Raw genomic sequence first — 24,579 nt, 5'->3', positions numbered from 1 at the left:
TTGAAGTAGAGCCGCCTTTCACCCCCGCTTCAGGGATTGATGGCTAGTCGCTACCCTGGGGGACATGGCTTAGAACCATGTTCTGTGTGCCGTCAACGCTGCACTTGCGCGATAGGATTTACACCTACATGAAACTCTCAGTTGTCAAGGTTCAGTTCCTTGCGGGTAATCCTCTACTCCTTTCAGAGTTAGTTTCTACCCAACGAATCGCACAGTCTCTCCCCAAGCGTAAGTTCCGGTATGCCCTACCGTACTGAGTCCTAGTCTCAAAATGTTGATTGCTGCGTTAATATCTCTGTCTTGCACATACCCACAATGCGGACAAACATGAGTTCTTGTAGACAGAGATTTCTTCACTTTCTCGCCACAGTGAGAGCAATTTTGACTGGTGTGATGGGGAGGAACAGCAACTGTCACCTTCCCATATTTATGACCAAAGTATTCCAACCATTGACGAAAAGTGTACCAACCAGCATCAGAGATTGATTTAGCTAGATGTCGATTACGTACTAAACCCTTCACATTTAAATCTTCATAGGCCACCAAATCGTGAGATTGGATGACGGAATACGCTAATCTCTTGCAATACTCTTTTCGTTGCCTACTTACTTTTAAATGCTTACGGGCATATCGATTTCTAGCTTTGTGGTAATTGTTAGACTGCCTTTGCTTGGCTTTCTTTTTTTCTTTACTGAACTTCTTAGACTTTTTGCGATTAGCGCGGTTTAACTGTTTCTCTGACTTACGGTAAAACTTGGGGCATTCTTCTACATTTCCTTTAGAATCAGCAATGAAGTAGTTTAATCCTAAATCAAGTCCTACTACTTGTTGAGTTGGCTGTGTTTCAACTCTAATATTTACATCAATGGCAAATTGAGCATAATATCCATCAGCACGACGCACAAGACGCACTCGTTTAATTTGCTTGATGTCATAGTAGTTTAAGTCATAAGTACCCTTTAATTTGAGAGTACCTATTCCTTTTTTGTCAGAGAAAGTAATTGCTTTCCTAGATTCTGATAGTTTCCACCCGCTTGTTTTATATTCAACAGAACGACAGTTTTTCTTAAACTTTGGAAAGCCCTTTTTACCTTTAACTTTCTTTTTGCAATTATCGTAAAACCGAGCTATTGCGCTCCAAGAAAGTACCCTACGGGAACGCTACGCGAACAGCCGCAGATTGTCTAGCCATTGAATTGAGTTCATCAGCAAAAGGAAATTCAGAAGCTAATACCGCACAATATTTATTAAGATCATATTTGCCCACACCTTTATTATCCATCCAGTAGCGTAAACACTTGTTTTGGATAAATTGGCTAGTACGAATAGCCTCATCTATTGCTTGGTATTGCTTGTCTTTTGCTTTAACTTTGAACTCGTAAATTATCATGGCGACGACCTAACAACTAGGATATTATGCTAAACTGTAAAGCATAATCTATCAACAAAAAGAATATATCGCTGGATGCTCAAGCCCTTGGTTGGCTTTCATGAGGCAGTGCGTTGGGCGGGTTTCCCGACTTGAAGCAACTACCGTCCCCTTGCCTAAAGGACGGCTAAGTTTTTCCGCCATGCTCCAAAACTTAACCTCAAGGGTTTTCAGCCTATTTTCTTATAATATATTCTTGCTGAAGCTTATCACCTGTTGCCTGGTTTGCCCTGATGATCATGGTAGAATTCGATGAACAGCTACGTAACTTAGCTTCTCAAGTTTGTGGACATCCCCCTGGTAGTCCCCAACGTCAGAAGCTACTCACGCAAATTATTCGCCTTAGTTCTCAAAAACTTTGGCGGGAAAATACTCCCTACTACCAAGACGCATTACAACAAACTTGGTTGTATTTTTGCCGTAACATTTGTGAAGGTTTGACAGGGCAGAAATATGATCCTACCTATGGTAGTGTTGTCACTTGGCTGAATGCCTATTTAAAACGCAGATTACAAGATTTTTATATCAATCAAACTAAAGAACAGGCGACAACAGTATCATTAAGGGTTCGCCAGTCTAAATCAGGTGATAAGAGTGATACTATTGATCCTGTAGAAAATTTAGCAGCTACCCCAGAAGCACCACCAATTTTAGACGAATTAGAAACTTGGATTAAAACAGATCCTACCGGAGAGTTACGCAACACTCATATTAAAGGCCGTCCTGATGTTAACTGTCAAGTCTTGATTCTCAAACGTCTACCGCCGGAAGTGAGTTGGAAAGAATTATCTGAGCAATTTGGGCTAGCTGTTCCCACCTTAAGCAGTTTCTATCAACGCCAATGTTTACCCCGCTTGCGTAAATTTGCTGAGTCAGAAGGATTGATTTAAAACAGAGTAATGGAAATGAGCGATCGCTCTGACGCACATCTGGTATTGTAGGGTGGGCATTGCTGGCAATTTACTCCAACCCTGAGTTTGACATTTTTGGCAATGCCCACCTATTCTGATTAAGCATGACGTGATGACTTAGATAAAAGTTTTCTAAAAACACGACAAAAATTACTAAAAAACAGTAAATTATTCCAGCTAAAAATCAGCTATTACTTATAGTTAACCTTTAATTAAATTTACCAATCATTTAGCCATCATCAACATCATAACTTTTCACTGTTAATTGCTAACCAACCCCCAAAATTTTACCCATTAACCCATTAACAAACATCTGGCAACAGTTGCTGAATGAAATTTTGGTAGGGTGGGCATTGTTCGAGTTTTCCTGAAAAACTGAGTTTTATGTTTTTGGCAATGCCCACCTATTCTAATTGAGAATGGTGCAAAACATGACTTAATACACCTGACTGAATAATTCAATAATATTCAGTTAAAAAAATATAGTTATGACTTACGCAACTGGTAAATTATTCGGGTGCGTCAGATATCAAAAACCTGTTAATTATTACAGAATAATCTGCTCTGACTCACCCTACCAGCAAGTTTTATTATGACTGCAAGAATTTTGAATTTTGAATTCGGAGCGCAGCGACGTGACACTTGCGTAAGTCCTCATAGTATTAACAAGGCTGGTTTGTAATCAACACGAAGCGTTTTGAGAAAAAAGGACTAAAGTCCTTACTACGAACTTGTTATATTAGGTGAATGAATGTGTCTTTATTTATCTTTAAAAACAACTCGAAGCAACAATTGTGTATTTGGATGAGTAGTTTAATATTGTTGCTATTAAATACCAAATCAACAACAGCAGAAATAATTCCAGATACAACACTACCTATCAACTCTACTGTCACACCCGCAGACAACATCAGAATTATTGAGGGAGGTACTCAAAGAGGAGAGAATTTATTTCATAGCTTTCAAGATTTTTCCTTTTCTCGAACCACGAGAAATAGCACCGGAGATACAGCCTTATTTAATCATGATTTGACTGTACAAAATATTATTACTAGAGTCACAGGCAGTTTACCATCTCGGATTGATGGCTTGATTCAAACTCGCCCAGGTAGCACAGCTAATCTATTTTTAATCAACCCAAGAGGTATAATTTTGGGTACAAATGCCATTTTAAATATTGGCGGTTCTTTTATAGCGACTACAGCTAACAGTGTCAAGTTTGCTGATGGCAGAGAATTTAGTGCTAATAACCCTGAACCTTCAGCATTATTAACAATTAGTGTGCCTGTAGGTTTACAGTTTGGCAATAATCCCGGCGCAATTGTACAACCCATTTCTCCATCTATCCCTTTGGGGTTAGAAGTTTCTGAAGGTAAAACTTTAGCATTAATCGGCGGCGATGTATCGCTAACAAATAGTTTTTTAGCAGCCCCAGGCGGCAGAATCGAGTTAGGAAGTGTGACTAACAATAGTTTTGTCAGCTTAAATCAAATTGAGCAAGGTTATGCTTTAGAATACACAGATAATAGTAGCTTGGGAAATATTCAACTGACAGGAGGTACAGTTGTCGATGCCAGTGATTTTCCCATTCTCAATCGTGGTGGTGCTATTCAAATTCAGGGCAGAAATATTACGCTAGATGATGCTTTAGTTTTTGCTGTCACCTTCGGCTCAACAACGGGTGAGAATTTAGTCATCAATGCTAGGGAGTCACTGACTTTAAATAATAATGCTAATATCGCGACTGCGAGTCAAGGTGAAGGTAAAGCGGGAGATATTTTCATCAAATCCCAAGATACTATAGCACTAGGTTCAACATCATTTATTGGTTCACAAGTTTGTCCTTTGGGTGGAAACTGTGGCAACGTTACAGGTAACGGCGGTAATGTGACTGTTGAAACTAGACGATTATTACTACAAGATGGTGGAGGTATAGAGGTTTCCACATTTGGCAGAGGAAATACAGGCAATATTTTAGTCACAGCTACAGACAGCATCAACCTAATTGGTGAAACTCCAGATGGAGATATTCCCAGTGGTATTTTTGCTCAAGTTGATTTGAATGCTATAGCTAATGCCGGAAATTCCGGGAATATTACCTTAGAAACCAGAAATTTAACGATAGCAAATGGGGCGCAGATATCTAATGCTGCGCGATATCGAGGCAGAGGGGGAAATATTACAATCAACGCCGCAGATAGTATCTTGATTAGTGGGGCTTCACCATTTGCCACAACTGCGCCTGTAGATATTTATCGTAGTGGTATTTTTGTTTCTGCTCAACCCGGTGCGACAAATAACGTCGGTTCATGGGATATTAATACTAAATTGCTGACTGTAGAAAATGGGGGTAGAATTACCGCCGATAATTTTGGTGCAGGTGAGACAGATATCCAAAAGTTAAATGTCAGCAAGTTGATAATTCGGGATGGGGGAGAAATTAGAACTGGTGTATTTAGTGTAGGTGCTGGCGGCAGTTTGATTGTCAAAGCTACGGATGGTGTAGAAATCACAGGTAGTGGAAGAATTGCAGATAGCAGTATTGTTAGTAGTTTATCTAGTAGAAGTGAAGGCGAAGGTAAGGCGGGTAACTTAATTATTGATAGTAGAAGCCTACTCATCAACGAAGGCGCAGAAGTCACTGTTAGCAGTCAAGTTAATGGTGAGGCAGGAAATTTAGAAATTACAGCCCGTGAGGTGAAGTTAGAGCAAGGTAATATGACTGCATCTGGTGGTGGTAATATTACACTGAACCTCAGAGGTTTATTGCAACTGCGCCATAATAGTCAAATCTTTACCTCTGCGGGGGGGGATATTGCGATTAATTCACCATTTATCGTAGCTTTCCCGCAAGAAAACAACGACATCACCGCCAATGCTCAAGGTGGTAGAGTGACAATCAACAGTAAAAGCATTTTTGGGTTAGTTGTGCGTAGTCGAGACGAACTTGAGCAAATTTTGGGAACTACTGACTTAAGTCAACTTGATACGCAACTTCTAACAACTAATGATGTTACAGCTTTTTCTCAACCCCTGCCATCCGTAAATGCCGGAGTCACGATTAATACCCCAGATGTAGAGCCTAGTCAAAGATTAGTCTCACTACCCACAGATATTTTATCCCAGCCGATGACTATAGATTGTCACCCTGCCTCTGGTGTACCTCAATCCGATAAAATTATGGAAGCTCAGGGCTGGGTGGTCGATGCTCATGGGAATATTGTTTTAGTTGCTCAAAAAACAACTAATTATCTACTCCCTTGGTTGTCGTCTGCCGCTTGCCATGTTCGTTAATCAATTTGTAAAAGTCTTTCGCCACTATTTTGCAGGTAAACACCCCAAAATCAAACTCAGTTTATTGATATATTTTCAGGTTGGTTTGCTTTTGACAATCAATTTACCTGTATTGGCTGGGGATTGGCAAAAACTCAAGATAGGAAATTCTCAGCCTGTGGTTGCTTTGGGGTTGGATGCGCCGCAGTTGGCTAATTCTCAGGGTGGCTTGTTGATAGAACAGGGTAAAACTTTATATGATGCTGGTAGGTTTGCTGAGGCGGTGCAGGTATTACAACAGGCAATCCAAGCATATCAGCAGCAGGGGGATAGTCTGAAATTGGCTGCTACTCTGAGTAATTTGTGTTTAGCCTATCAACAAATGGGGGATTGGCAAGCAGCAGAGAAGGCGATTAAAACAAGTTTGGAATTACTGCAAGCCCCGAAAAATCCCAAAAATCTGCAAATATTAGCCCAAACTCTAGATATTCAAGGGCGTTTGCAATTGGCGATGGGGAAACCAGAGGCGGCTTTAGAGACTTGGCAGCAAACAGCAGAGATTTATCAGCAAATTAACAACCCAATTGGTGAAGTGCGATCGCGCATTAATCAAGCCCAAGCTTGGCGCACACAAGGATTTTATCGTCGGTCTGTGCAGATTTTGGCAGAGGTTAATCAAAAATTACAATCACAACCAGATTCTTTAGAAAAAGCGGTAGGATTGCGATCGCTTGGTGATGCTTTGATGGTAGTCGGGAATTTAACTCAGTCGCAGACTATCTTACAGCAGAGTCTCACCGTTGTCCAAGGTTTACAACTACCTACAGAGATAGCAGCTAGTTTATTTAGTTTAGGCAACAACGCCAGAGCTAGACAGCAAATACCAGAAGCCATTAACTACTATCAACAAACAGTAGCCAAATCTACCTCACCCCTTCCGAAAATTCAAGCCCAACTTAATTATCTCAGCTTGCTAATTGACAATCAAAAATTCGTCGATACTCAACCTTTAATCCCCACAATTCAAGCTCAACTTAACCAACTCCCAGTTAGTCGTGCTTCTATCTACGCTCAAATTAACTTTGTGCAGAGTTTAATGAAATTGAGCCAGCAGCAAGCAGCAGAAGGCAGAAGGCAGGATACTGAAAATGTATTTTTCCCCAATCCCCAATTCCCAATCCCCAATAATCAACAAATCGCCCAAATTTTAGCGAATACAATTAAACAAGCCCAGATTTTAGCAGATAAACGCGCCGAAGCTTACGCGCTGTTAAGTTTGGGTAATTTATATGAGCAAAATCAACAATGGCGAGATGCCCAAAACCTGACTCAACAGGGATTAGTGTTAGCGCAAGGTAGCAATGCGGCAGACATTACCTATAAATTAGAGTGGCAGTTGGGGAGAATATTATGGCAGCAAGATAACATATCAGGTGCGATCGCTGCTTATGATGCGGCAGTGGCAACCCTCAACTCTCTCCGCAGTGACTTAGTAGCTGTCAATCAAGACGTACAGTTTAACTTTCGTGATAGTGTAGAACCAGTTTATCGGCAATCCGTAGAATTGTTACTCAAGTCGGAAATCACCGAAGAAACTTTAGATAAAGCCCGTCAACGGATGGAAGCATTACAGTTAGCCGAGTTAGATAACTTCTTTCGGGAAGCTTGTCTACAAGGTCAGGCTGTGCCGATAGATACAATTGTAGACCAAGATAACCCCACCACAGCCATTCTTTACCCGATTATTTTGCCGGAAAGATTGCAGGTGATTGTCAAACTGCCTAACAAACCCCTACAGGATTACAGCACAGCCGTTAATCAGCAAGAAGTAGACAAAATTCTGGGGGAATTGCGAAAAAATCTCGTAAATCCTACGGCTACCAAAGCTCTTAAAACCCAGGCACAACAAGTTTATAATTGGTTGCTCAAACCGATTGAATCCGAACTGATTGCTAGTGGAGTCAAGACATTAGTATTTGTACCAGATGGTGGGTTGCGTAATTTACCGATGGCGGCACTGTATGACGGAAAGCAGTACCTCATAGAAAAATATGCGATCGCTCTGAGTGTCGGGTTACAACTCCTTGATCCCAAACCCATAGAGCGTCAGCAACTCAGAGCCTTAACGGCTGGACTGACAGAACCCCCGCCAGAGTTTCCCAACTTTGCACCCTTACCCGCCATCAAATCAGAAGTCAACTTAATAGCCAGTGCTGGAGTTGACATCACCAGTCTTTTAGATCAGCAGTTCACCCGCGAAGCACTAGAAAAAGAAGTAAATACTGTTTCATTTAACGTACTACATTTAGCAACTCATGGACAATTTAGCTCTCGTGCCGAAAATACCTTTATTTTGGCGGCTGACGGCCCAATTAACGTCATTCAATTCGACACCCTACTTCGCAGTCGCAACCAAAACCAACCAGGAGCAGTAGAACTATTAGTATTAAGTGCCTGTCAGACAGCAGCCGGAGACAACCGCGCCGCCCTAGGTTTAGCCGGAGTCGCAGTCAGAGCCGGCGCACGCAGCACCGTAGCCTCCCTATGGCAAATTGATGACGAATCTACAGCCTTGTTCGTCGGTGAATTTTATCGAGAACTAAAAACCCGCAAAGTTACCAAAGCCGAAGCACTCCAACAAGCTCAACTCAAACTCTTGCGACATCCCAACTACCAAGCCCCCAGCTTTTGGTCTGCCTATGTTTTAATTGGGAATTGGTTGTGAGTAGGGATTGGGGATTGGGAACTGGGTAAAAGTTTTTCTCCCTGCCTCCCCTGCACCGAAAGCACCCCTACCTCATCACTCATCCGCAAAAAAGCGTCTAATTTTTATTAAACTTGTGGCATAAATTTAGTTAATTTGGGCGATATGTACACAGCAGCATTGATCACTGGGGATTGATTTATGACTAACAACACCTTCAAACTAGAAGATTTCGCAATTTCTCTGCCAATTTCTCAAGCGGCTCGGACAACTGCCCAAAAGTTTGCCCTGCGACAACCTACTCCAGCGAAAGCCGAGCAAGTGAGGCGCAATACTTTGGCTGTCTGGGTAGTGAATGACTATTTACAAATGATGGATATTCCTACTAACCTCACACAGAGTGACAGTTGGAACCCGATTATGCAGCTTTGTGCGAATGTGGCAGATTTGGAGGTGTCTTCAGTTGGTCGTTTGGAATGCCGTCCTGTAGGGGAACAAGACGAACAATGCTTAATTCCTGCGGAAACTTGGGAAGAAAGAGCAGGTTATGTAGTCGTGCAGATTGATGATTCATACCAAGAAGCAAAACTTCTAGGTTTTATCAAAACAGCAACAACTGAAACACTGCCTTTAATTCAATTACAACCCATCGAAGCGTTAATTGATCGCTTGGGGCAATTGAGAACTTCCCCAGTCGATCCGCTAGTAAATCTGAGTCGGTGGTTTATCGGTCAAGTGGAAGCTGGTTGGCAAACAGTAGAATCCTTGTTAAATTCCCTAGAATCCAGACCTGCTTATGCCTTTAGGAGCTTTCTCAATACCACAGATGCAGTAGTTGGACAGTCAGAAGCAACCACTAAAAGAGCTAAACTGATTGATTTAGGTATCCAAATTGACAATCAACCAGTGATGTTGATTGTGGAAATTACCCCGGAAGCTAACCAAAAAACTGGCATCCGTCTGCAACTTCACGCTACAGGTAATCAAGTACATTTACCGAATGGAGTCCAATTAAAAGTATTAGATAATACAGGAGCTACATTTTTAGAAGCACAAGCCAGAAGTGCAGATAACTACATACAGTTACAGTTTCGCGGTGACATCCAAGAACAGTTTAGCGTTCAGGTATCATTGGGTGATATGAGTATTACAGAAAACTTTGTCATTTAAATTTAGTCATGAGTAATTAAATAAAATTCCAGACTGGTTGGTTGGAATTGTGCATTTTCAGGAAGTCTGAGCAAAAGAACAGTCATGGCTAAGTTAGTAGTGCTGAAATTCGGAGAAGGTAGTTTAGAGCAGGGGTTTACCGTAACTCTCCAGATAGGGGAAGAAAGCGATCGCCCCGCTACCGAAATCACAGGCAAACTCCCCCCTTGCCCAGAAATGATGCTTTACTACAGTCGTTGGCAGTCTAGCTATCTTCAGTTAGGTCATCGTTACCGCTTAGATGCAGACAAAATTCAAGTTACAAATGTTTCAATTACTCAAGACTGCCACGAATTAGCCCATATTTTACGCGCCCGGTTTAATACCTGGCTACAAACCGAAGGGTTTCGCTCCCTGCGCGAAAAATGGCTAGAGAAATTGCAGCCCACAGACCAAATTAGAGTAATTCTGCAATCAGAAAACAACCAATTAATCAGGCTACCTTGGCACGCATGGGATTTATTAGAACGCTACCCCAAAGCAGAAATTGCCCTATCATCACCAAGCTACGATCGCATTCATAAACCACGCACCCCCAACTCGACAGTCAACATTTTGGCAATAGTCGGTAATAGTCAGGGAATTAATACCCAGGCCGATCAAGCTGTTTTACAAAATTGCCCGAATGCCGACGTTTGTTTGATGGTGGAACCACAGCGTAAAGAATTGACAGATCACCTCTGGGGTAAAAACTGGGATATCTTATTTTTCGCTGGACACAGTTCTAGTCAAGGAAATAATACCACCGGCAAAATTTATCTGAATAAAACCGATAGTTTGACCATAGGTGAACTTAAATATGCCCTCAAACAAGCCATACAAAGAGGTTTACAACTAGCAATTTTCAACTCTTGTGATGGGTTAGGTTTAGCGCGAGAACTCGCTGATCTGCACATCCCCCAGATGATCATCATGCGCGAACCTGTTCCTGATCAAGTAGCGCAAGAGTTCTTGAAATATTTTCTTCAAGGGTTTGCTAATGGTGAATCTTTATACCAAGCAGTGCGACACGCCAGGGAACGATTACAAGGATTAGAAGATAAATTTCCCTGTGCAACTTGGCTACCAATCATTTGTCAAAATCCATCTCAAATTCCACCCACTTGGGATGAACTGATCCAACCCCAAGAAATAGTTTCTACCCCACCAGTGAAAAAAACACGCCAATTAAAAACAGTGGCGGTGTCTAGTTTAGTAGTGACGGCGGTAGTTTGTGGTTTGCGGTTGTTGGGGGGATTGCAAACATGGGAATTGCAAGCATTTGACCAAATGATGCGATCGCGTCCTGAAGAAAGGCCAGATCCGCGCCTGTTAATAGTCACCATCGATGATGAGGACTTAGCCACTCAACGCCGCAATGGTGAAGTATTAAAAGGAACGTCTATCTCAGAAAAATACCTGAAGAAATTACTAACAAAGCTGAATCAGTATCAACCCAAAGCCATCGGTTTAGATATTTACCGTGACTTTCCAGCCGAAAAACCAGAGTTAATTACTCAACTTCAGCAAACTGATAACTTAATTGGAGTATGTAAAGGCAGTGATACCACAGCTAAAACCAAAGGCATAGAACCACCACCGGAAATTGTCCAAGAACGTCTAGGATTTAGCGACTTCATTCATGATGCTGATGGTGTGGTGCGTCGCCATCTGATGTTTATGAATCAGGAGACAGCATCATTATGTCCGGCTCCCTATGCCTTTAGTACCCAACTAGCATTCCGCTATCTCTCGTCTTTAGGAATTCAGCCTCAATTTACCTCTGATCCATCTCCCAGTTTGCAGCTAGGTAACAAAGTTTTTCACCGCCTCTCACCTCACACTGGCGGTTATCAAGGTATAGATGCTAATGGTGGTCAAATCTTACTCAACTACCGTGCTTCTAAGAAAATTGCCGAACAGGTAACACTCACCCAATTGTTATCTAACCCAATTAACCCCAACGCCATCAAAGACCGGATTGTGCTGATTGGTGTAGCCGCAAAAGGAGATTTTCCCGACTATTGGGCTACACCCTACGGCAAATTGTTAGACGAACAAATGCCGGGGGTAATGGTACAAGCCCAGATGGTAAGTCACATCATCAGTGCTGTTTTAGATAACCGTCCATTATTGCGGGCTTGGTCGCCTTGGTTTGAGGTGATTTGGATTAGCCTTTGGTCGGGAGTCGGCGGTTTAGTCGCTTGGCAATGGCGGTTGTTACCCAAATTAGGTTTAGCTATTGGTGTAAGTTCTGGTGTTTTGTATGTCTGCTGTTTTGGTCTGTTAATTGTAGGTGTTTGGGTTCCCTTTGTACCCTCAGCCTTATCTTTACTGGCAACAGCCACTGTAGTATCAATTCAAAACTCAAAATTTTTAGTTATTAGTCATTAGTTATTAGTTATTAGTCATTAGTTATTAGTTATTAGTCATTAGTCATTAGTTATTAGTCATTAGTTATTAGTGTTTCTTCTCCGCTCCCCTGCCCCCCTGCTCCCCTGCTCCGAAAGCTTCCTACCTCCGTCCACCATATTTAATACAACTTATGAAACTCTTACTGTCATTAGCTCTTAGCTGTACAAGTTTATTAGCATCTCAAACTTGGGTACTGGCAAAACCAGCACTATCAAATTCAACTGTCACCCATACCCAGAAAGTTAGTTTTACTCCACCACCAGCACCTACTTCCGAACCACCCCCTGGGGGTCGTGTTCGTGGTGGTGCTAAACGGGGTTCTTGTCCATTAGTGAAGCCGGAACTCACCGCTTTAGTACCGTTCACCCAAGACGCGCCCACAATCACAAACGTTTGGGGATTGACAACACAGGAGCATCCGACGCTAATGTTTTATCTGCCGTACTTCGGCAATGTCAACTATCCCACAGAATTTGTCTTGCAAGACCAGGAGTCAAATTCAATTTACCAAACTGCGATCGCTCTCCCAGCAAAACCAGGAGTTATTAGTGTTTCTCTACCTACCAACATTTCCCCATTAGCAATAAATCAACGCTATCGCTGGTTTCTCACCGTCTACTGTGATCCAGAAAAACAATCACCACCAATTTACGTTGAAGGCGTAATCAAACGAGTTACCCTCAACCCAACCACTATTCAGAAGTTAAAAACCGCAACCCCTCTACAACAGGTTGCCATCTATATCCAAAATGGCGTTTGGCACGAAGCCGCAGTTACACTAGCCCAATTACGTCAACAAAATCCTCAAGACACAACCATTCAAGAACAGTGGCAGAATTTGCTGACTAGCATTGGTTTGAGTGATATTGCAAATGCACCATTGCTGTCGAATCCTTGATTGGGGACTCTTGATTGGGGATTGAGTCATAATTGAGCGTTCTTTTCTTCTCTGCTGCGTGTAATATTTAGGTGTGAATACTATTAATTTCTCACGCGTTATACATTTAAGTCATGTAATTGACACAGACATCCCGCAATGGCCTGGTGATCCTCCAGTGGAGTTTACCCCCGTTGCCGAACTGCAAGATGATGGCTATCATCTGCGGCGTTTTTCTTTGGGTGAACATAGTGCCACCCATATTAATGCACCTAACAGTTTTTATCAGGCTGGTGTAGGCATTGATCAATATTCTGCTCAGTCGTTGATTGTACCTGCCGTAGTCATAGATATCAGTACAGCCGCTACAGTTAATCCTGACTATATCCTCACTATTGCTGATGTGATGGCTTGGGAGGTACAACACGGTGAGATTGCCTCTGGTTCTGTAGTGCTATTATATACAGGCTGGCAGAATAAATGGTCTGATAAAAATGCCTTTTTCAACCAGGATGCTGACGGAATTATGCACTTTCCGGGTTTTGGTCGTGAGGTGACTGAGTTTTTACTGCAAGAAAGACGGATTGCAGGTGTAGGTATTGATACACATGGTGTAGACTCCGGACGAGAGCAAAGTTTTACTACCAACCGCTTGGTACTAGCACAACAAGGTATAGTCTTAGAAAATCTCACTAATTTAGACCAACTACCACCGAAAGGTACTACCCTAGCCATTGGCATTCTGAGGTTACGGCGTGGTTCAGGTTCGCCTGTGGGAGTTTTGGCATTAGTTCCTTAAGTTTTGTATATATCTGAAATATTTACCTGCAAATATGAAAACATCACAGTAACGTAGAAAGCAGGAGAGTAGTGTACACAAGGAACACAAGGGATTAGGGAAGATTGTTTCCTAAGAATTCCTGAATTTTGAATTTTGAATTTTGAATTTTGAATTTTGTATTAGGAGCGAAGCGACGTGACAACTCCGCTCACCTGCCAAAATTACATCAATGGACAATGGTTAAACGCCACAGGTGAAAATATCCTCGCCAGTCATAACCCGGCAAATAAAACCGAAGTTGTGGCTACTTTCCCCCGTTCTCAAGTGGAGGATGTCAACCAAGCTGTAGCCGCAGCCCGCCAAGCTTACCAAAGTTGGCGCAAAGTTCCCGCCCCAGCTAGAGCCGAGTATATCTTTCGTGTGGGGGAATTATTAGCTGAACATAAGGAAGAACTGGCTGAGTTAATTAGTCGAGAAATGGGTAAGCCCTTAACAGAAGCTAGGGGTGATGTGCAGGAAGGTATTGACTGTGCTTTTTATAGTGCTGGTGAAGGAAGGCGACTGTTTGGGCAAACCACACCTTCAGAAATGCCTAATAAGTTCGCTATGACTGTACGGATGCCTATTGGAATCTGTGCTTTAATTACGCCTTGGAATTTCCCCATAGCTATACCTTGCTGGAAAGCTATGCCGGCTTTGGTGTGTGGGAATACAGTAATTCTCAAACCGGCGGAAGATACCCCGGCTTGCGCTACTAAATTAATTGAGATTTTTGCCGCCGCCGGTTTACCACCAGGAGTGATTAACTTGGTGCATGGGGTAGGTGAAGAAGCAGGAAAGGCTTTAGTTGAACATCCTGATGTAGATTTAGTATCGTTTACTGGTTCTTCTGAGACTGGGGCGTTTGTGGGCGCAACTTGCGGACGCACTCATAAACGGGTGTGTTTAGAAATGGGTGGTAAAAATGCCCAAGTGGTGATGGAAGATGCAAATTTAGAACTGGCTGTTGATGGTGCTTTATGGGGGGCTTTCGGTACTACTGGGCAACGGTGTACAGCTACGAGTCGCTTGATTTTGCATCGTGATATTAAGGAAAAATTTACCACGATGCTGTGTGAGCGTGCTAGTCAGTTGCGCTTGGGTGCTGGTTATGAACCTGAGACTGATATCGGGCCGATAATTAATCACAAACAATTGCAACGGGTATATGAGTATATGACAATTGCCCGTGAGGAAGGGGCAAAGATTTTAATGGGTGGAGAAATTGCGACAGCAGGTTTATTAAAACAGGGTTATTTCTTTCAACCGACTATTTTAGATAACGTTACGCCTGAGATGCGGGTGGCGCGAGAAGAGATTTTTGGCCCTGTGGTGGCATTAATTGAGGTGAATACATTTGAGCAAGCGATCGCTATTCTCAATGACACTAAATATGGTCTTTCTTCTTCAATTTATACCCGCGATATTAACCGGGCTTTTACTGCCATGCGTGACATCGAAGCTGGTATCACCTACATCAACGGCCCCACTATCGGCGCAGAGGTACATTTACCCTTTGGCGGTGTAAAACAAACCGGTAACGGACACCGGGAAGCGGGAACTACCGCTTTAGATGTGTTCACAGAATGGAAAAGCGTTTATGTTGACTTTTCTGGTAGTTTGCAACGCGCCCAGATAGATAACCGTGGTTAGGCAAAGAAGCTCTAGCCATCTGAGTAATATCAATGCTAAAAATAATTGACTGTAATTCTAGAATTACAGTCAATTTTTCGTTGAAATCTCGCTATTATTTCTACCTGATCATCTGGCTCAATTCAGACTAATCATGTAGACATTGGTTGAGAATCTGTCTAGTTTTGGTAATCACTAGATTCAGAAACAGTCTATCTAGAATGTTTGCTTTTTCAGTCTATCAGTAGTAAATTATACTAATTTACAGCAGATTTGGGGTAAATGAGGTACAAATTTGATGAACAAAGCTTTATGCCAAGAGACTTTCAAAGCTGTTCCCTGTTAAGAGTTCCCTGTTCCCTGCTGTATATTTAACTAACTCAAAACACAAGAGACAGCAGATGTATAATTAGCGCGTCTTCTCTTGCAAAAAAATATAAATTTAAAACTGATCGGCTTTCTGTTTTCTATATCTGGATGAGGAGCAATATGTGGCAAAAAGATAAAAGAGATACTGGTATAGTCAATCTGGCTTTATGGCTGGCTTTCGCTACCACTCCTACAGTAACAACCTTGTTGATGTCGGTTCCTGTGTCAGCACAAGCTGAGACTGACACGCCCACGTTTTTATTACCGCCAACTGTGCAACCAGGGACTACAGTAAGGATTGATGGTGTTAATGGCCTGGCTGCTTTTAATCAAAAATTAAAGCAGAGTTTTGAACAGCAGTTTTCAGGGACTCAGGTGGAAATTGCCACTAATGGCACTGAGGCTGCACTCAAAGCTGTGCAAGAGGGGACAATTGATATTGCAGCGATTAGTCGTGATCTGACTCCTGAAGAAAAAGCCCAAGGCTTAGTACAAGTTCCTTTGCACCGAGAAAAGATTGCGATTATCGTTGGTTCTGACAATCCGTTTCAGGGTAGTTTGACTGACAAGCAATTTGCGGAGATTTTCCGGGGGAACATCAGCAATTGGTCGGAATTAGGCAGCGCAGATGCTAACATTCGGGTGATAGACCGGCCTGAGAATAGTTTAACTCGTGAAGCATTGAGCAGTTATCCAGTGTTTCGGTCTGCTAACTTTGCCACAGGTTCTAATGCTACCCAGTTAACTGAAGATAATACGGCAGAAATAGTCAGACAATTGGGTAAGGACGGTATTAGCTATGCTAAATTCAATCAAGTCGCAAATCTGCCGGGTGTGCGAGCGTTGGCGTTGTATGATACCTTGCCAGATGATCCTAAATATCCTTTCTCTCAGCCTTTAGTTTACGTTTATAAAAACAATCCTAACCCAGCTATATCCGCTTTTCTGGGATTTGCTTTGGCACCCCAAGGACAACAGGCGATAGAAACTGTGAGAGTAGCGGAAGCAGAGGCGATCGCTCAAGCTGAATCACAACAGTTTATATCTGCCAATCCTACCATCACCCTAGAACCAACGCCAGGGATGGCGGCTTCTGAAGAGGCGGAAACTGCCGGCGATTCCACAGGAACTAACTTCTCCGCACCATCGGCGATCGCTACTGCTGATAATTCCAATGTCTTGGGGCGTAACTTGCTGTGGTGGTTGCTGCTACCTATAGGGGCGATCGCTGGCTCGCTGTTATGGTTTATTAGACGACCATCAGCCGCTAAAGAAAACCCAGGCTTGACAGAATCACCGACTAATGATCAAGATGCTCAAGACAAGATACCTGCATCTGAACCAGCAGTAGCAACTCAGCCTACTGAAAATTCAATGGCTAATTCCGGTTTAGATCATCCCGCACCACAAAAAACCAATAATTCCCCCTTACCATTACCGCCAGAGTTGGAGCAATCTCCTTGGGATATGGAAGCACCAGCTACTATAGTCAATAATACATATCCCCCAATCGTGGACATCCCGAAAACGCCAACTAATGGGGAAGCGCAAACCAGGGAATTACCTGATACTGCTATAGTTACATCTAATAATGGTTATCACAGGGATATCACTGACGACCTCAAAACCGAACCACTTCCAGATGTTACCCCAGCCGAAACAACAGCAAGTATTTCCGACAAGAGTCAGGAGTCGGAGGAGATACAAGAGACATCTATTCTGGCGGACTTGCCAGATATTCCCCAAAATGAATCGAGTAGTGTAGCTGATGTCACAGCCGAATTACCCCAGTCGGAAGCACCGAGTGTGCAATCTCTGGAGGAGCCTGAAGCTACAACCAATCTGAATGCGGCTACTGAGTCACCCTCAGATGAATCTGATCCACTAACTGCCGCATGGGATTTAGATTTATCGACATTGGAAGAACCTCCGACAGAGCCGCCATTGATCGAGATTTCTGAAGAAGCATTAAATTTGGTAGCCGACGCTGCCGAACCACCGGATAATCAGATATTGGAGGAGATAGAAACTATCAATGTCGGGAATTTGGCTGATGAAGCAGCTTTAGCAGCAGCCGAAACGGGAGATTGGGCGACGAATATTGACGGCATTCTGGACAACCCCGCACCAGAAACACCAGAGGCGACTGAGGCGATAAATTCTCCCGCAGAAGATTTAGCACCGGTGAAGACAATATCTACCGACTCAGAAGACGACTCAGAAGATGGTGATGAAGACAGTAGTGTTGTTCTCACACCCCGTAATCCTGAGTGGGCTTTTGTCAGTTGGTATCTTGCTCACAGTGATCAACAAGCACTTGAGAATGCAGGGATGACTAAATTATTACTGCGACTGTATGATGTCAGCGAGGTTGATCTGAGTTATCAACAACCCCATCTGGTAGGGCAGTATGAATGTGAGCCGGGAATCACCGATTGCTATGTGTCGATTCCCGCTAGCGATCGCAACTACATCATCGAAATTGGCTACGTTGCCAGTGAGCAATGGGTAAAAATAGCCCGTTCAGCTATTGTACGCATTTTCAGCCCTCCCTACACAGAAGATATACTGACAGACGCGCTGACAGTAGACGAAGACAGCCAAATTTTCTTCACTCCTCGCACTACTAAGTGGGCTTATATCTCTTGGCAAATTTCTGAGCAGCGTCAAGAAATACTGCACAATGCTGGCATCTCCCAGTTGACTTTACGGCTGTATGATGTTACATATATTGACCTGAGTTATCAAACTCCTCAACTGGTACAGCAATATGAATGTGAGGAAATCATCCAAAATCGTTATGTAGCTATTCCCCAAAGTGATCGCGATTATATGGTGGAAATTGGCTACTTAGAAGGCGATCGCTGGATAACTATAGCCTCTTCTTCTATCGTCCGTGTCTTCAGTCGTCCCCACGGAGATTTTTGGTTTGTCACCGATGCTGAGGTAATTATTCACGGAGCCACAGATCCCGGTGCAACGGTAAATATTGCCGGTAAACCGATTACCCTAAAATCAGATGGTACTTTCCATTTGCGTATCCCCTTCTCAGAAGAGTTAATTGACTATCTCATCACTGTATCTAGTGAAAATGGGGAACAAATTACAAGGGTGCATCAAAAGTTTTCTCAGGAAACTGTTGAAGCATAATTTTTGTAGGGTGGGCATTGCTGGCAACTTGCTGAGAGCCTTAGTTGTTAGCTGTGCATCGCCTGATGCTGATTGAGAATGGTGCAAGATATGACACAGAGGCTTTAAAACCCCCATTCCAGCCCAAAAATTTTTTCCTTTTCCCTCTCCTACAAGGAGAGGGTGAGGGAGAGGTAAGTAAGGGGGGCTTTGTGGTTATATTTGCCAGAATTTAGCGCATAGCGATTAAAACTACTCAATTTTCAAATTGAAAGGCAAGCGAGCATAAATTCCTTGGGGGTCGTTCATCTGCTGTATAATTGCCAACTCCTGCTGCATTTTTTGGAATTCAGCCATGAAAAGATTCGGGGGTATGGTTTGTGTCTTCTCAACTTGCAAAACGGTACTGACATCTTCAACGAATCGCCCAAAAAAGCGCTCTCCTAATGTGCTTTCCCTGGGATATTCTTTTAATTGCCAATCTTTACCGAGTTTGGCGGCTTGGGCTGCATATTCTATCGCTGCATTTAAACCACCGATTTCATCAATTAAACCAATTTGTTTAGCTGTAACACCAGACCAAACTCTACCTTGGGCAATTTCTGCTACTTTTTCTACTGGTAGTTTGCGTCCTTCGGCAACTTTATTGATAAATAAATTATAAATGCGGTTGACGCTGCGTTGATAAAGTGCTATTTCTTCGGGAGATTTGGGACGTGCCAAGGTTTGACTATCGGCATAACGGGCTGTTTTTACAGAGTCCCAAGTGATACCATTATCATTTGCTAGCTTCTGCCCATTCAGTAACACCCCGAATACACCAATAGAACCTGTAATGGTGTTGGGTTCGGCAAAAATCCGATTAGAGTCGGTAGCTATCCAGTAACCACCGGAGGCGGCGAAATCACCCATAGACACGACAACGGGTTTGGCTTGGCGTGTGAGTTTCACTTCTCGCTGTATGACTTCGGAGGCGATAGCACTACCACCAGGACTGTTAATTCTCAAGACAACAGCCTTGATATCGTTATCTTGGCGGATTTTGTTGAAGATAGCGGCAAAGCGATCGCCTCCTATTTGTCCATCTTCACCTTGACCATCGACAATATCACCCTCAGCATACACCACAGCAATTTTATTTTTGGCTGTGCGTTCTACAGGTAAAGATTTGTTCGGGACTTGTGCATATTCACTCAAGTCTATTTTGCGGAAGCTGCGATCATCTTGATCACTATTGGTTAATTTCTTTAAGTCAGCAACTACCTGATCGGAATATGCTACTTGATCGACTAAACCATTAGATTTAGCGGTGGGTGCTTCTAAAAGGGCTTGATTATCTGCGATCGCTTGTAATTGTTGGGGGGCAATTTTGCGGCTACTACCGACTGTAGTCCGCCATTCTGTCCAAACATCATTTAATAATTGCTGAGTTTGGGCGCGGTTTTCGGTACTGAGTTGGTTCAATACTAAAGGTTCAATTGCGCCTTTAAACTTGCCAGCGCGGACAACCTGCACACCAATACCATACTTTTGCAATGCTCCAGCGAGAAATATCGGTTGGCTAGCCAAACCGTTGATTTCCATTGCTCCAAAGGGATTCAAAACAATAGTATCAGCTACAGAACTAAGATAATATTCCTTTTCTCCCCACTGCATTCCATAGGCGACAACCTTTTTGCCAGATGCACGAAATTCTGTTAAGGCTTTGCGGATTTCTTTCAGAGAAGCATAACCTAAGTTACTCGTGCCGCTACTGCTTGTTGCGTCGAGGTAGATACCCACAATTCGCGAATCACTCTCAGCTTTTTTGATGGTATCCAGCACACTCCGGAGTGTCATTCTTTGTGCTGCCACTCCTGATAAAGTGTTTTGCAACACTTCGCTAGCTGTGGGTTCCCTATCGCTGATTTTCATTGACAAGTCAAAAACTACAACTGACTTATCTTTGACTAGGGGGCCAGGATCTTGGGAACTTGCAGCCGCAAACACTAAAAACAACAGTGCTGTAGTACCAATACCAGAGAAAATAATGAGTCCTAATACAGTGCCAACTAAGCTGGCTAGAGTTTGCTTGAGGAAGTTATTCATTAGTTGTTAGTTATTAGTTATTAGTCATTAGTTATTAGTTATTAGTCATTAGTTATTAGTTATTAGTCATTAGTTATTAGTCATTAGTCATTAGTTTTTCTCCTCCGCTTCCTCATCTTTTTTATTGTATGCTTTGCAAACTGCCGGAATTTTTCAACTCAGATAGGGTGGTGTTGCCGGTGCAGAATAAGACTGTGGTGATTTCTGCAATCAATACTTCGGCTAAATCTTGCAATGCTGATTCTGATTCGACTGCGGCTTTGAGGAATGGAATTGCTAACCCGGCGATATCTGCTCCCAGTGCGATCGCTTTGGCGACATCCAAACCATGACGCAACCCTCCAGAGACAATCAAGGGTATATGGGGTGCGATCGCTCTAATACTGGTAATACATTCGGCTGTGGGTATTCCCCAATCTGCAAAGGTTCTGCCTAAGCGTCTTTGCAAGGCATTTTCTGCCCTTTCACCTTCTACCTTTGCCCAAGAAGTCCCACCAGCACCAGCAACATCAATTGCTGCCACCCCAGCCGCCAACAGTTTTTCTGCCATCGCTGCGGAAATGCCATTGCCTACTTCTTTGGCTATCACTGGTACTGATAACTTACTGCATAATTTGTCAATTTTGTCAAGCAAGCCTCGGAAGTTAACATCACCTCTGGGTTGAATACATTCTTGCAGGGGGTTGATATGCAAAATTAAAGCGTCAGCTGCCAGCATCTCAATGATTTGCAGACATTCATCTAAGCCATATTTGTAGTTAAGTTGCACAGCACCGACATTAGCAAATAACAGAACATCCGGCGCATATTTACGCATAGCGAAAGTATCAGCCACCTGGGGTTTTTCTACCGCCACGCGCTGGGAACCCACACCCATTGCAAATTTATATTGTTGGGCTAGTTGTGCTAAACGCTGGTTAATCATTCCCGCTTCTGGGGTTCCCCCAGTCATGGAAGAGATTAATAGAGGTGCGCCTAGATGTTTACCTAAAAAAGTTGTACTGATATCAATATCTTGGCGATCTATTTCTGGTAAACAACAATGGGTGAAACGATAACTTTCTAATCCGTTGGTAGTTTCGCCAAACTGTACATCTTCTTCTAAGCAGATGCGGATGTGATCTGCTTTGCGTGATTGGGTTTGGGCTGAGTTTGTGGTAGCAGCGTTCACGGTTGGGTAAAAGTCAAAGCATTGGCTTCACTATTGTTACAGATTTAGATATTTTCTGGCATCAGGTCTGTATTTAGTGTGCTGAATAGCAATTTTATGTGAGGTTACGCCCCATACATCCCGTAAAGACGTTATGTGTAACGTCTCTACAGTAGGACGCAAGTGTCACATTACAGATGTCTTGTAGGGTGCGTCAGACCGTTTAAATGCTGTCAATAAATGCATTTTTGATATCTGACGCACCCTACTAATATGCCAGTTGCATAAGTCCTGTACAGTTAAGAATCAAGCACAGCTATGTCTACGCAAGCTATATCAAGACTGAAGTCCTGACTACGAACTTTCTTTTACTTTGCACGCTTCAGTTTTTATCGGTAACTAAATTGTGGAAATTTTTGATGCAAAATAACACATCAATTTTTGTTGTTATACTCTTGTTCTAAAGTCGTGAGAATTTTCAAATACAAAGCTTCGACTCTCTGAGTTTGTGCCTCTCCAATTGCCGCATAGTGAGTTAAGCTAGGTGAGCCATTAACTTCAATAATCACATAATCGACTAATGGTCTAGTTATATCATGGGTAATGATATCCACACCTACTAATCTTAACCCCATATCTTTGGCGACATTTAAAGCTAATTTTTGAAAGTCAGGATGAATACTTTCTGTCACATCTATAGCCTCACCACCACTGGATAAATTAGCATTATCTAAAAGATAAATAATTTTGCCCCTGGGAAGAATACTGTTAAAATTGAGATTCTGCCTTTTTAGTTTTTGTTTGATGCGAAAGTCATCAAAATCTATAATCTTTTTTCTACCGCTTGCCACAAATTGTTCTTGTTTTTGGTGCAGTAATTCCAAAATGCTAGATTTACCATCACCTACTACAGATAAGGGGATTCTTTGGTAAGCGGCGATGATTTCATCATCTATAACGACAATGCGGTAATCTTTTCCTTGATAAAACTTTTCAACAATTAGTCCTGAGTTGAGTTTGAAGATTTTCTTAGCTGCTTGATAATATTCTGTTTTATTATAAACCTTTGTCACTAATTTACCTTGACTGAGATTGATCGGTTTGACAATCACAGGAAAACCTAATTTTTGGGCATAGTCAAATCCGGCTTCAATATCTCTGTTATTACCTACTTTTGCACAAATTTGCTTGCTAAAAAATGTTTGTCCTTCAGTAACTTTATACCCAAAATGTTTGAGAAAAAAATTTGAATAACCTTTGTCTTTAGCAATTTCTGCGGAACCGAAACCATTAATATTTAACTTAGTGGTACTAAAAAATGCTTTATGCCCATTTTTAAAAGTAATATGTCCCACTAATTTATATTCTGGGTCTACTACAACTACAGCACCTATTTGGGGTGCAATTTTTTGAATTATTGACGTTACTAATGCCATTGTTTTGACAACAAGTATAATTTGTTGCCAAGATTGTATCTAAACTATTAAGATTGGTCAAGATATAAACAGGATAAATGTATTAGTTATTTTTTGTTAAGAGAATGTGGGATTGATGACAAAACATTAGATATTTATTTGTTGATTCTTAGAAAATGATTTATATTAACTAATATTTCTATTATTGCGAATAAGCGAATTCTTCAAATATAATTTACAGTTTTGGTGTTTTCCAAGACACCCAGATTTTAGGTCACTATCCTCTTGAGAATATGCGTATTATTTTAAACATAAATCACTGATAAAAATTGGCTGGATAGGTTATATAAATTTATACAAAATAGAGATTGTTCAGTTAGTTTGTCTAAAATATATCATTGGGGGTTGACAATATAAAAATTATCGAATAATAAGGTGGCAGAATCATAAAAAAAGGGCTAGTGCTTCTATCTTGAGACAGTCACTAACACCTTTGTTGAAACTTAATACGGTTAAGATAATCATGCCACAAAATTCTGATAACAAAGTACAAATTTCGGAACCACAGTCCAAAAATTACAAACAACGGCTAAACTCTTGGGCGATCGCACGTTTACTACCTGATGCCCAACGTGAGATTATAGCGCGCTTTCGCAGTCGTTCTGACGCTGATGGTTATATGCAGCATTTATGTCAAGTAACACCAAATGCTTCTTTCATGGTGGTTTTTGATTGTCAGCGTGAAGAAGCAGCGATTTAAGTGGGATGTGGGGGTATAGGGGAAAAGAGGAAGCAGAGAAGAAGCAGGGGGGCAGGGGGCAGGGGGCAAGGGGGAGAATACTTTTCCCATTTCTCCCTGCGCCCATTCCGTCCGGAAGATAAAATTTGCGGACTCCGTAGTTATATACGTCACAGAGACAGCTTCATTAAAAGCGTCTGTATTCATATACAGCGAATGCAGAAAGCACTTACACAAAATTAGGGCGTGACTACTGTGAATTTCTATTAGTGTTGGGTTAAAACGGAAACATGAAAATTATCAAACCCATCACTAACTGGTTAGAAACCCATGCTAGCACCCCTGCATATACCGGGTGGGTACTAGCGGGAATTGCTGTTTGTTTTTTTGGTGCAGCTATTAATACAATGGCTGGCTGGCTGTATGCGATTAGCGGCGTA

Annotated in this window: 13 protein-coding genes and 2 pseudogenes; 11 read left to right on the top strand and 4 right to left on the bottom strand. The window is 42.3% G+C overall.

Translation table 11 applies throughout. The annotated features are described in order from the left end of the window. Nucleotides 1-195: 195 nt before the first annotated feature. A pseudogene (locus A3775_RS16890) lies at nucleotides 196-1,390 on the bottom strand (RNA-guided endonuclease InsQ/TnpB family protein). 278 nt (nucleotides 1,391-1,668) lie between these two features. Here A3775_RS16890 and A3775_RS16885 point away from each other — a divergent pair. The 9 genes from A3775_RS16885 to A3775_RS16845 all read left to right on the top strand — a co-directional run bounded on the left by A3775_RS16885 (nucleotide 1,669) and on the right by A3775_RS16845 (nucleotide 18,768). Beyond that, the gene (locus A3775_RS16885) at nucleotides 1,669-2,319 is read left to right on the top strand and encodes a hypothetical protein (RefSeq protein ID WP_066384218.1); all 651 of its coding nucleotides are present in this window, start codon (nucleotides 1,669-1,671) and stop codon (nucleotides 2,317-2,319) included. Between the two features lie 774 nt (nucleotides 2,320-3,093). After that, a complete protein-coding gene (locus A3775_RS16880) occupies nucleotides 3,094-5,634 on the top strand; it encodes a filamentous hemagglutinin N-terminal domain-containing protein (RefSeq protein ID WP_082803773.1) in 2,541 nt (846 codons plus the stop codon). Continuing rightward, nucleotides 5,624-8,338 (top strand): CHAT domain-containing protein, encoded by a 2,715-nt coding sequence (locus tag A3775_RS16875; RefSeq protein ID WP_066384221.1) that lies wholly within the window; start codon nucleotides 5,624-5,626, stop codon nucleotides 8,336-8,338. The genes A3775_RS16880 and A3775_RS16875 overlap by 11 nt, the downstream gene beginning before the upstream one ends. Before the next feature lie 180 nt (nucleotides 8,339-8,518). Beyond that, nucleotides 8,519-9,487: a DUF1822 family protein gene (locus tag A3775_RS16870; protein ID WP_066384224.1), complete on the top strand. Its 969-nt coding sequence runs from the start codon at nucleotides 8,519-8,521 to the stop codon at nucleotides 9,485-9,487. Nucleotides 9,488-9,571: 84 nt separating this feature from the next. Further along, nucleotides 9,572-11,899, top strand: coding sequence for a CHASE2 domain-containing protein (locus A3775_RS16865; protein WP_066384226.1), 2,328 nt, complete (start codon nucleotides 9,572-9,574; stop codon nucleotides 11,897-11,899). Between the two features lie 151 nt (nucleotides 11,900-12,050). After that, on the top strand, nucleotides 12,051-12,818 hold the full coding sequence (locus tag A3775_RS16860) for a DUF928 domain-containing protein (RefSeq protein WP_066384227.1): 768 nt from the start codon (nucleotides 12,051-12,053) through the stop codon (nucleotides 12,816-12,818). Nucleotides 12,819-12,891: 73 nt separating this feature from the next. Then, nucleotides 12,892-13,596, top strand: a complete 705-nt coding sequence (locus A3775_RS16855; protein WP_066425956.1) for a cyclase family protein — start codon at nucleotides 12,892-12,894, stop codon at nucleotides 13,594-13,596. A 177-nt stretch (nucleotides 13,597-13,773) separates the two neighbouring features. Further along, nucleotides 13,774-15,270: an aldehyde dehydrogenase family protein gene (locus tag A3775_RS16850; RefSeq protein ID WP_066425954.1), complete on the top strand. Its 1,497-nt coding sequence runs from the start codon at nucleotides 13,774-13,776 to the stop codon at nucleotides 15,268-15,270. Between the two features lie 468 nt (nucleotides 15,271-15,738). After that, the gene (locus A3775_RS16845) at nucleotides 15,739-18,768 is read left to right on the top strand and encodes a DUF4912 domain-containing protein (protein ID WP_066425952.1); all 3,030 of its coding nucleotides are present in this window, start codon (nucleotides 15,739-15,741) and stop codon (nucleotides 18,766-18,768) included. A gap of 231 nt (nucleotides 18,769-18,999) precedes the next feature. Here A3775_RS16845 and sppA read toward each other — a convergent pair whose 3' ends face one another. From sppA to A3775_RS16830, 3 genes are all read right to left on the bottom strand, one after another. Next, nucleotides 19,000-20,835, bottom strand: a complete 1,836-nt coding sequence (gene sppA, locus A3775_RS16840; RefSeq protein WP_066425950.1) for a signal peptide peptidase SppA — start codon at nucleotides 20,833-20,835, stop codon at nucleotides 19,000-19,002. A 121-nt stretch (nucleotides 20,836-20,956) separates the two neighbouring features. Then, nucleotides 20,957-22,006, bottom strand: coding sequence for a type 2 isopentenyl-diphosphate Delta-isomerase (gene fni, locus A3775_RS16835; protein ID WP_066425949.1), 1,050 nt, complete (start codon nucleotides 22,004-22,006; stop codon nucleotides 20,957-20,959). A 413-nt stretch (nucleotides 22,007-22,419) separates the two neighbouring features. Further along, nucleotides 22,420-23,421 carry a cyanophycin synthetase gene (locus tag A3775_RS16830; protein ID WP_066425946.1) on the bottom strand — a complete coding sequence of 334 codons (1,002 nt, stop codon included), beginning with the start codon at nucleotides 23,419-23,421 and terminating at the stop codon, nucleotides 22,420-22,422. A gap of 502 nt (nucleotides 23,422-23,923) precedes the next feature. On the opposite strand from A3775_RS16830, the gene A3775_RS16825 reads away from it, so the two are divergent. Both A3775_RS16825 and A3775_RS24360 read left to right on the top strand, forming a co-directional pair. Continuing rightward, nucleotides 23,924-24,160 (top strand): hypothetical protein, encoded by a 237-nt coding sequence (locus tag A3775_RS16825; protein ID WP_066377599.1) that lies wholly within the window; start codon nucleotides 23,924-23,926, stop codon nucleotides 24,158-24,160. Between the two features lie 269 nt (nucleotides 24,161-24,429). Continuing rightward, a pseudogene (locus A3775_RS24360) lies at nucleotides 24,430-24,579 on the top strand (DUF58 domain-containing protein); the annotation flags it as partial.

Origin of the sequence: Anabaena sp. 4-3 (assembly GCF_001597745.1) — a bacterium.
In the GTDB taxonomy this organism is placed as follows: domain Bacteria; phylum Cyanobacteriota; class Cyanobacteriia; order Cyanobacteriales; family Nostocaceae; genus Trichormus.
Note: the sequence above shows the minus strand (reverse complement) of the source record. Positions and strands in the feature narration are given on the sequence as shown.

Excerpts from the sequence above, each read along its gene's own strand:
- A3775_RS16885 (WP_066384218.1), top strand. The coding sequence starts at position 1,669 with ATGGTAGAATTCGATGAACAGCTACGTAACTTAGCTTCTCAAGTTTGT.
- A3775_RS16875 (WP_066384221.1), top strand. The coding sequence starts at position 5,624 with ATGTTCGTTAATCAATTTGTAAAAGTCTTTCGCCACTATTTTGCAGGT.
- A3775_RS16870 (WP_066384224.1), top strand. The coding sequence starts at position 8,519 with ATGACTAACAACACCTTCAAACTAGAAGATTTCGCAATTTCTCTGCCA.
- A3775_RS16865 (WP_066384226.1), top strand. The coding sequence starts at position 9,572 with ATGGCTAAGTTAGTAGTGCTGAAATTCGGAGAAGGTAGTTTAGAGCAG.
- A3775_RS16860 (WP_066384227.1), top strand. The coding sequence starts at position 12,051 with ATGAAACTCTTACTGTCATTAGCTCTTAGCTGTACAAGTTTATTAGCA.
- A3775_RS16845 (WP_066425952.1), top strand. The coding sequence starts at position 15,739 with ATGTGGCAAAAAGATAAAAGAGATACTGGTATAGTCAATCTGGCTTTA.
- sppA (WP_066425950.1), bottom strand. The coding sequence starts at position 20,835 with ATGAATAACTTCCTCAAGCAAACTCTAGCCAGCTTAGTTGGCACTGTA.
- A3775_RS16830 (WP_066425946.1), bottom strand. The coding sequence starts at position 23,421 with ATGGCATTAGTAACGTCAATAATTCAAAAAATTGCACCCCAAATAGGT.
- A3775_RS16825 (WP_066377599.1), top strand. The coding sequence starts at position 23,924 with ATGCCACAAAATTCTGATAACAAAGTACAAATTTCGGAACCACAGTCC.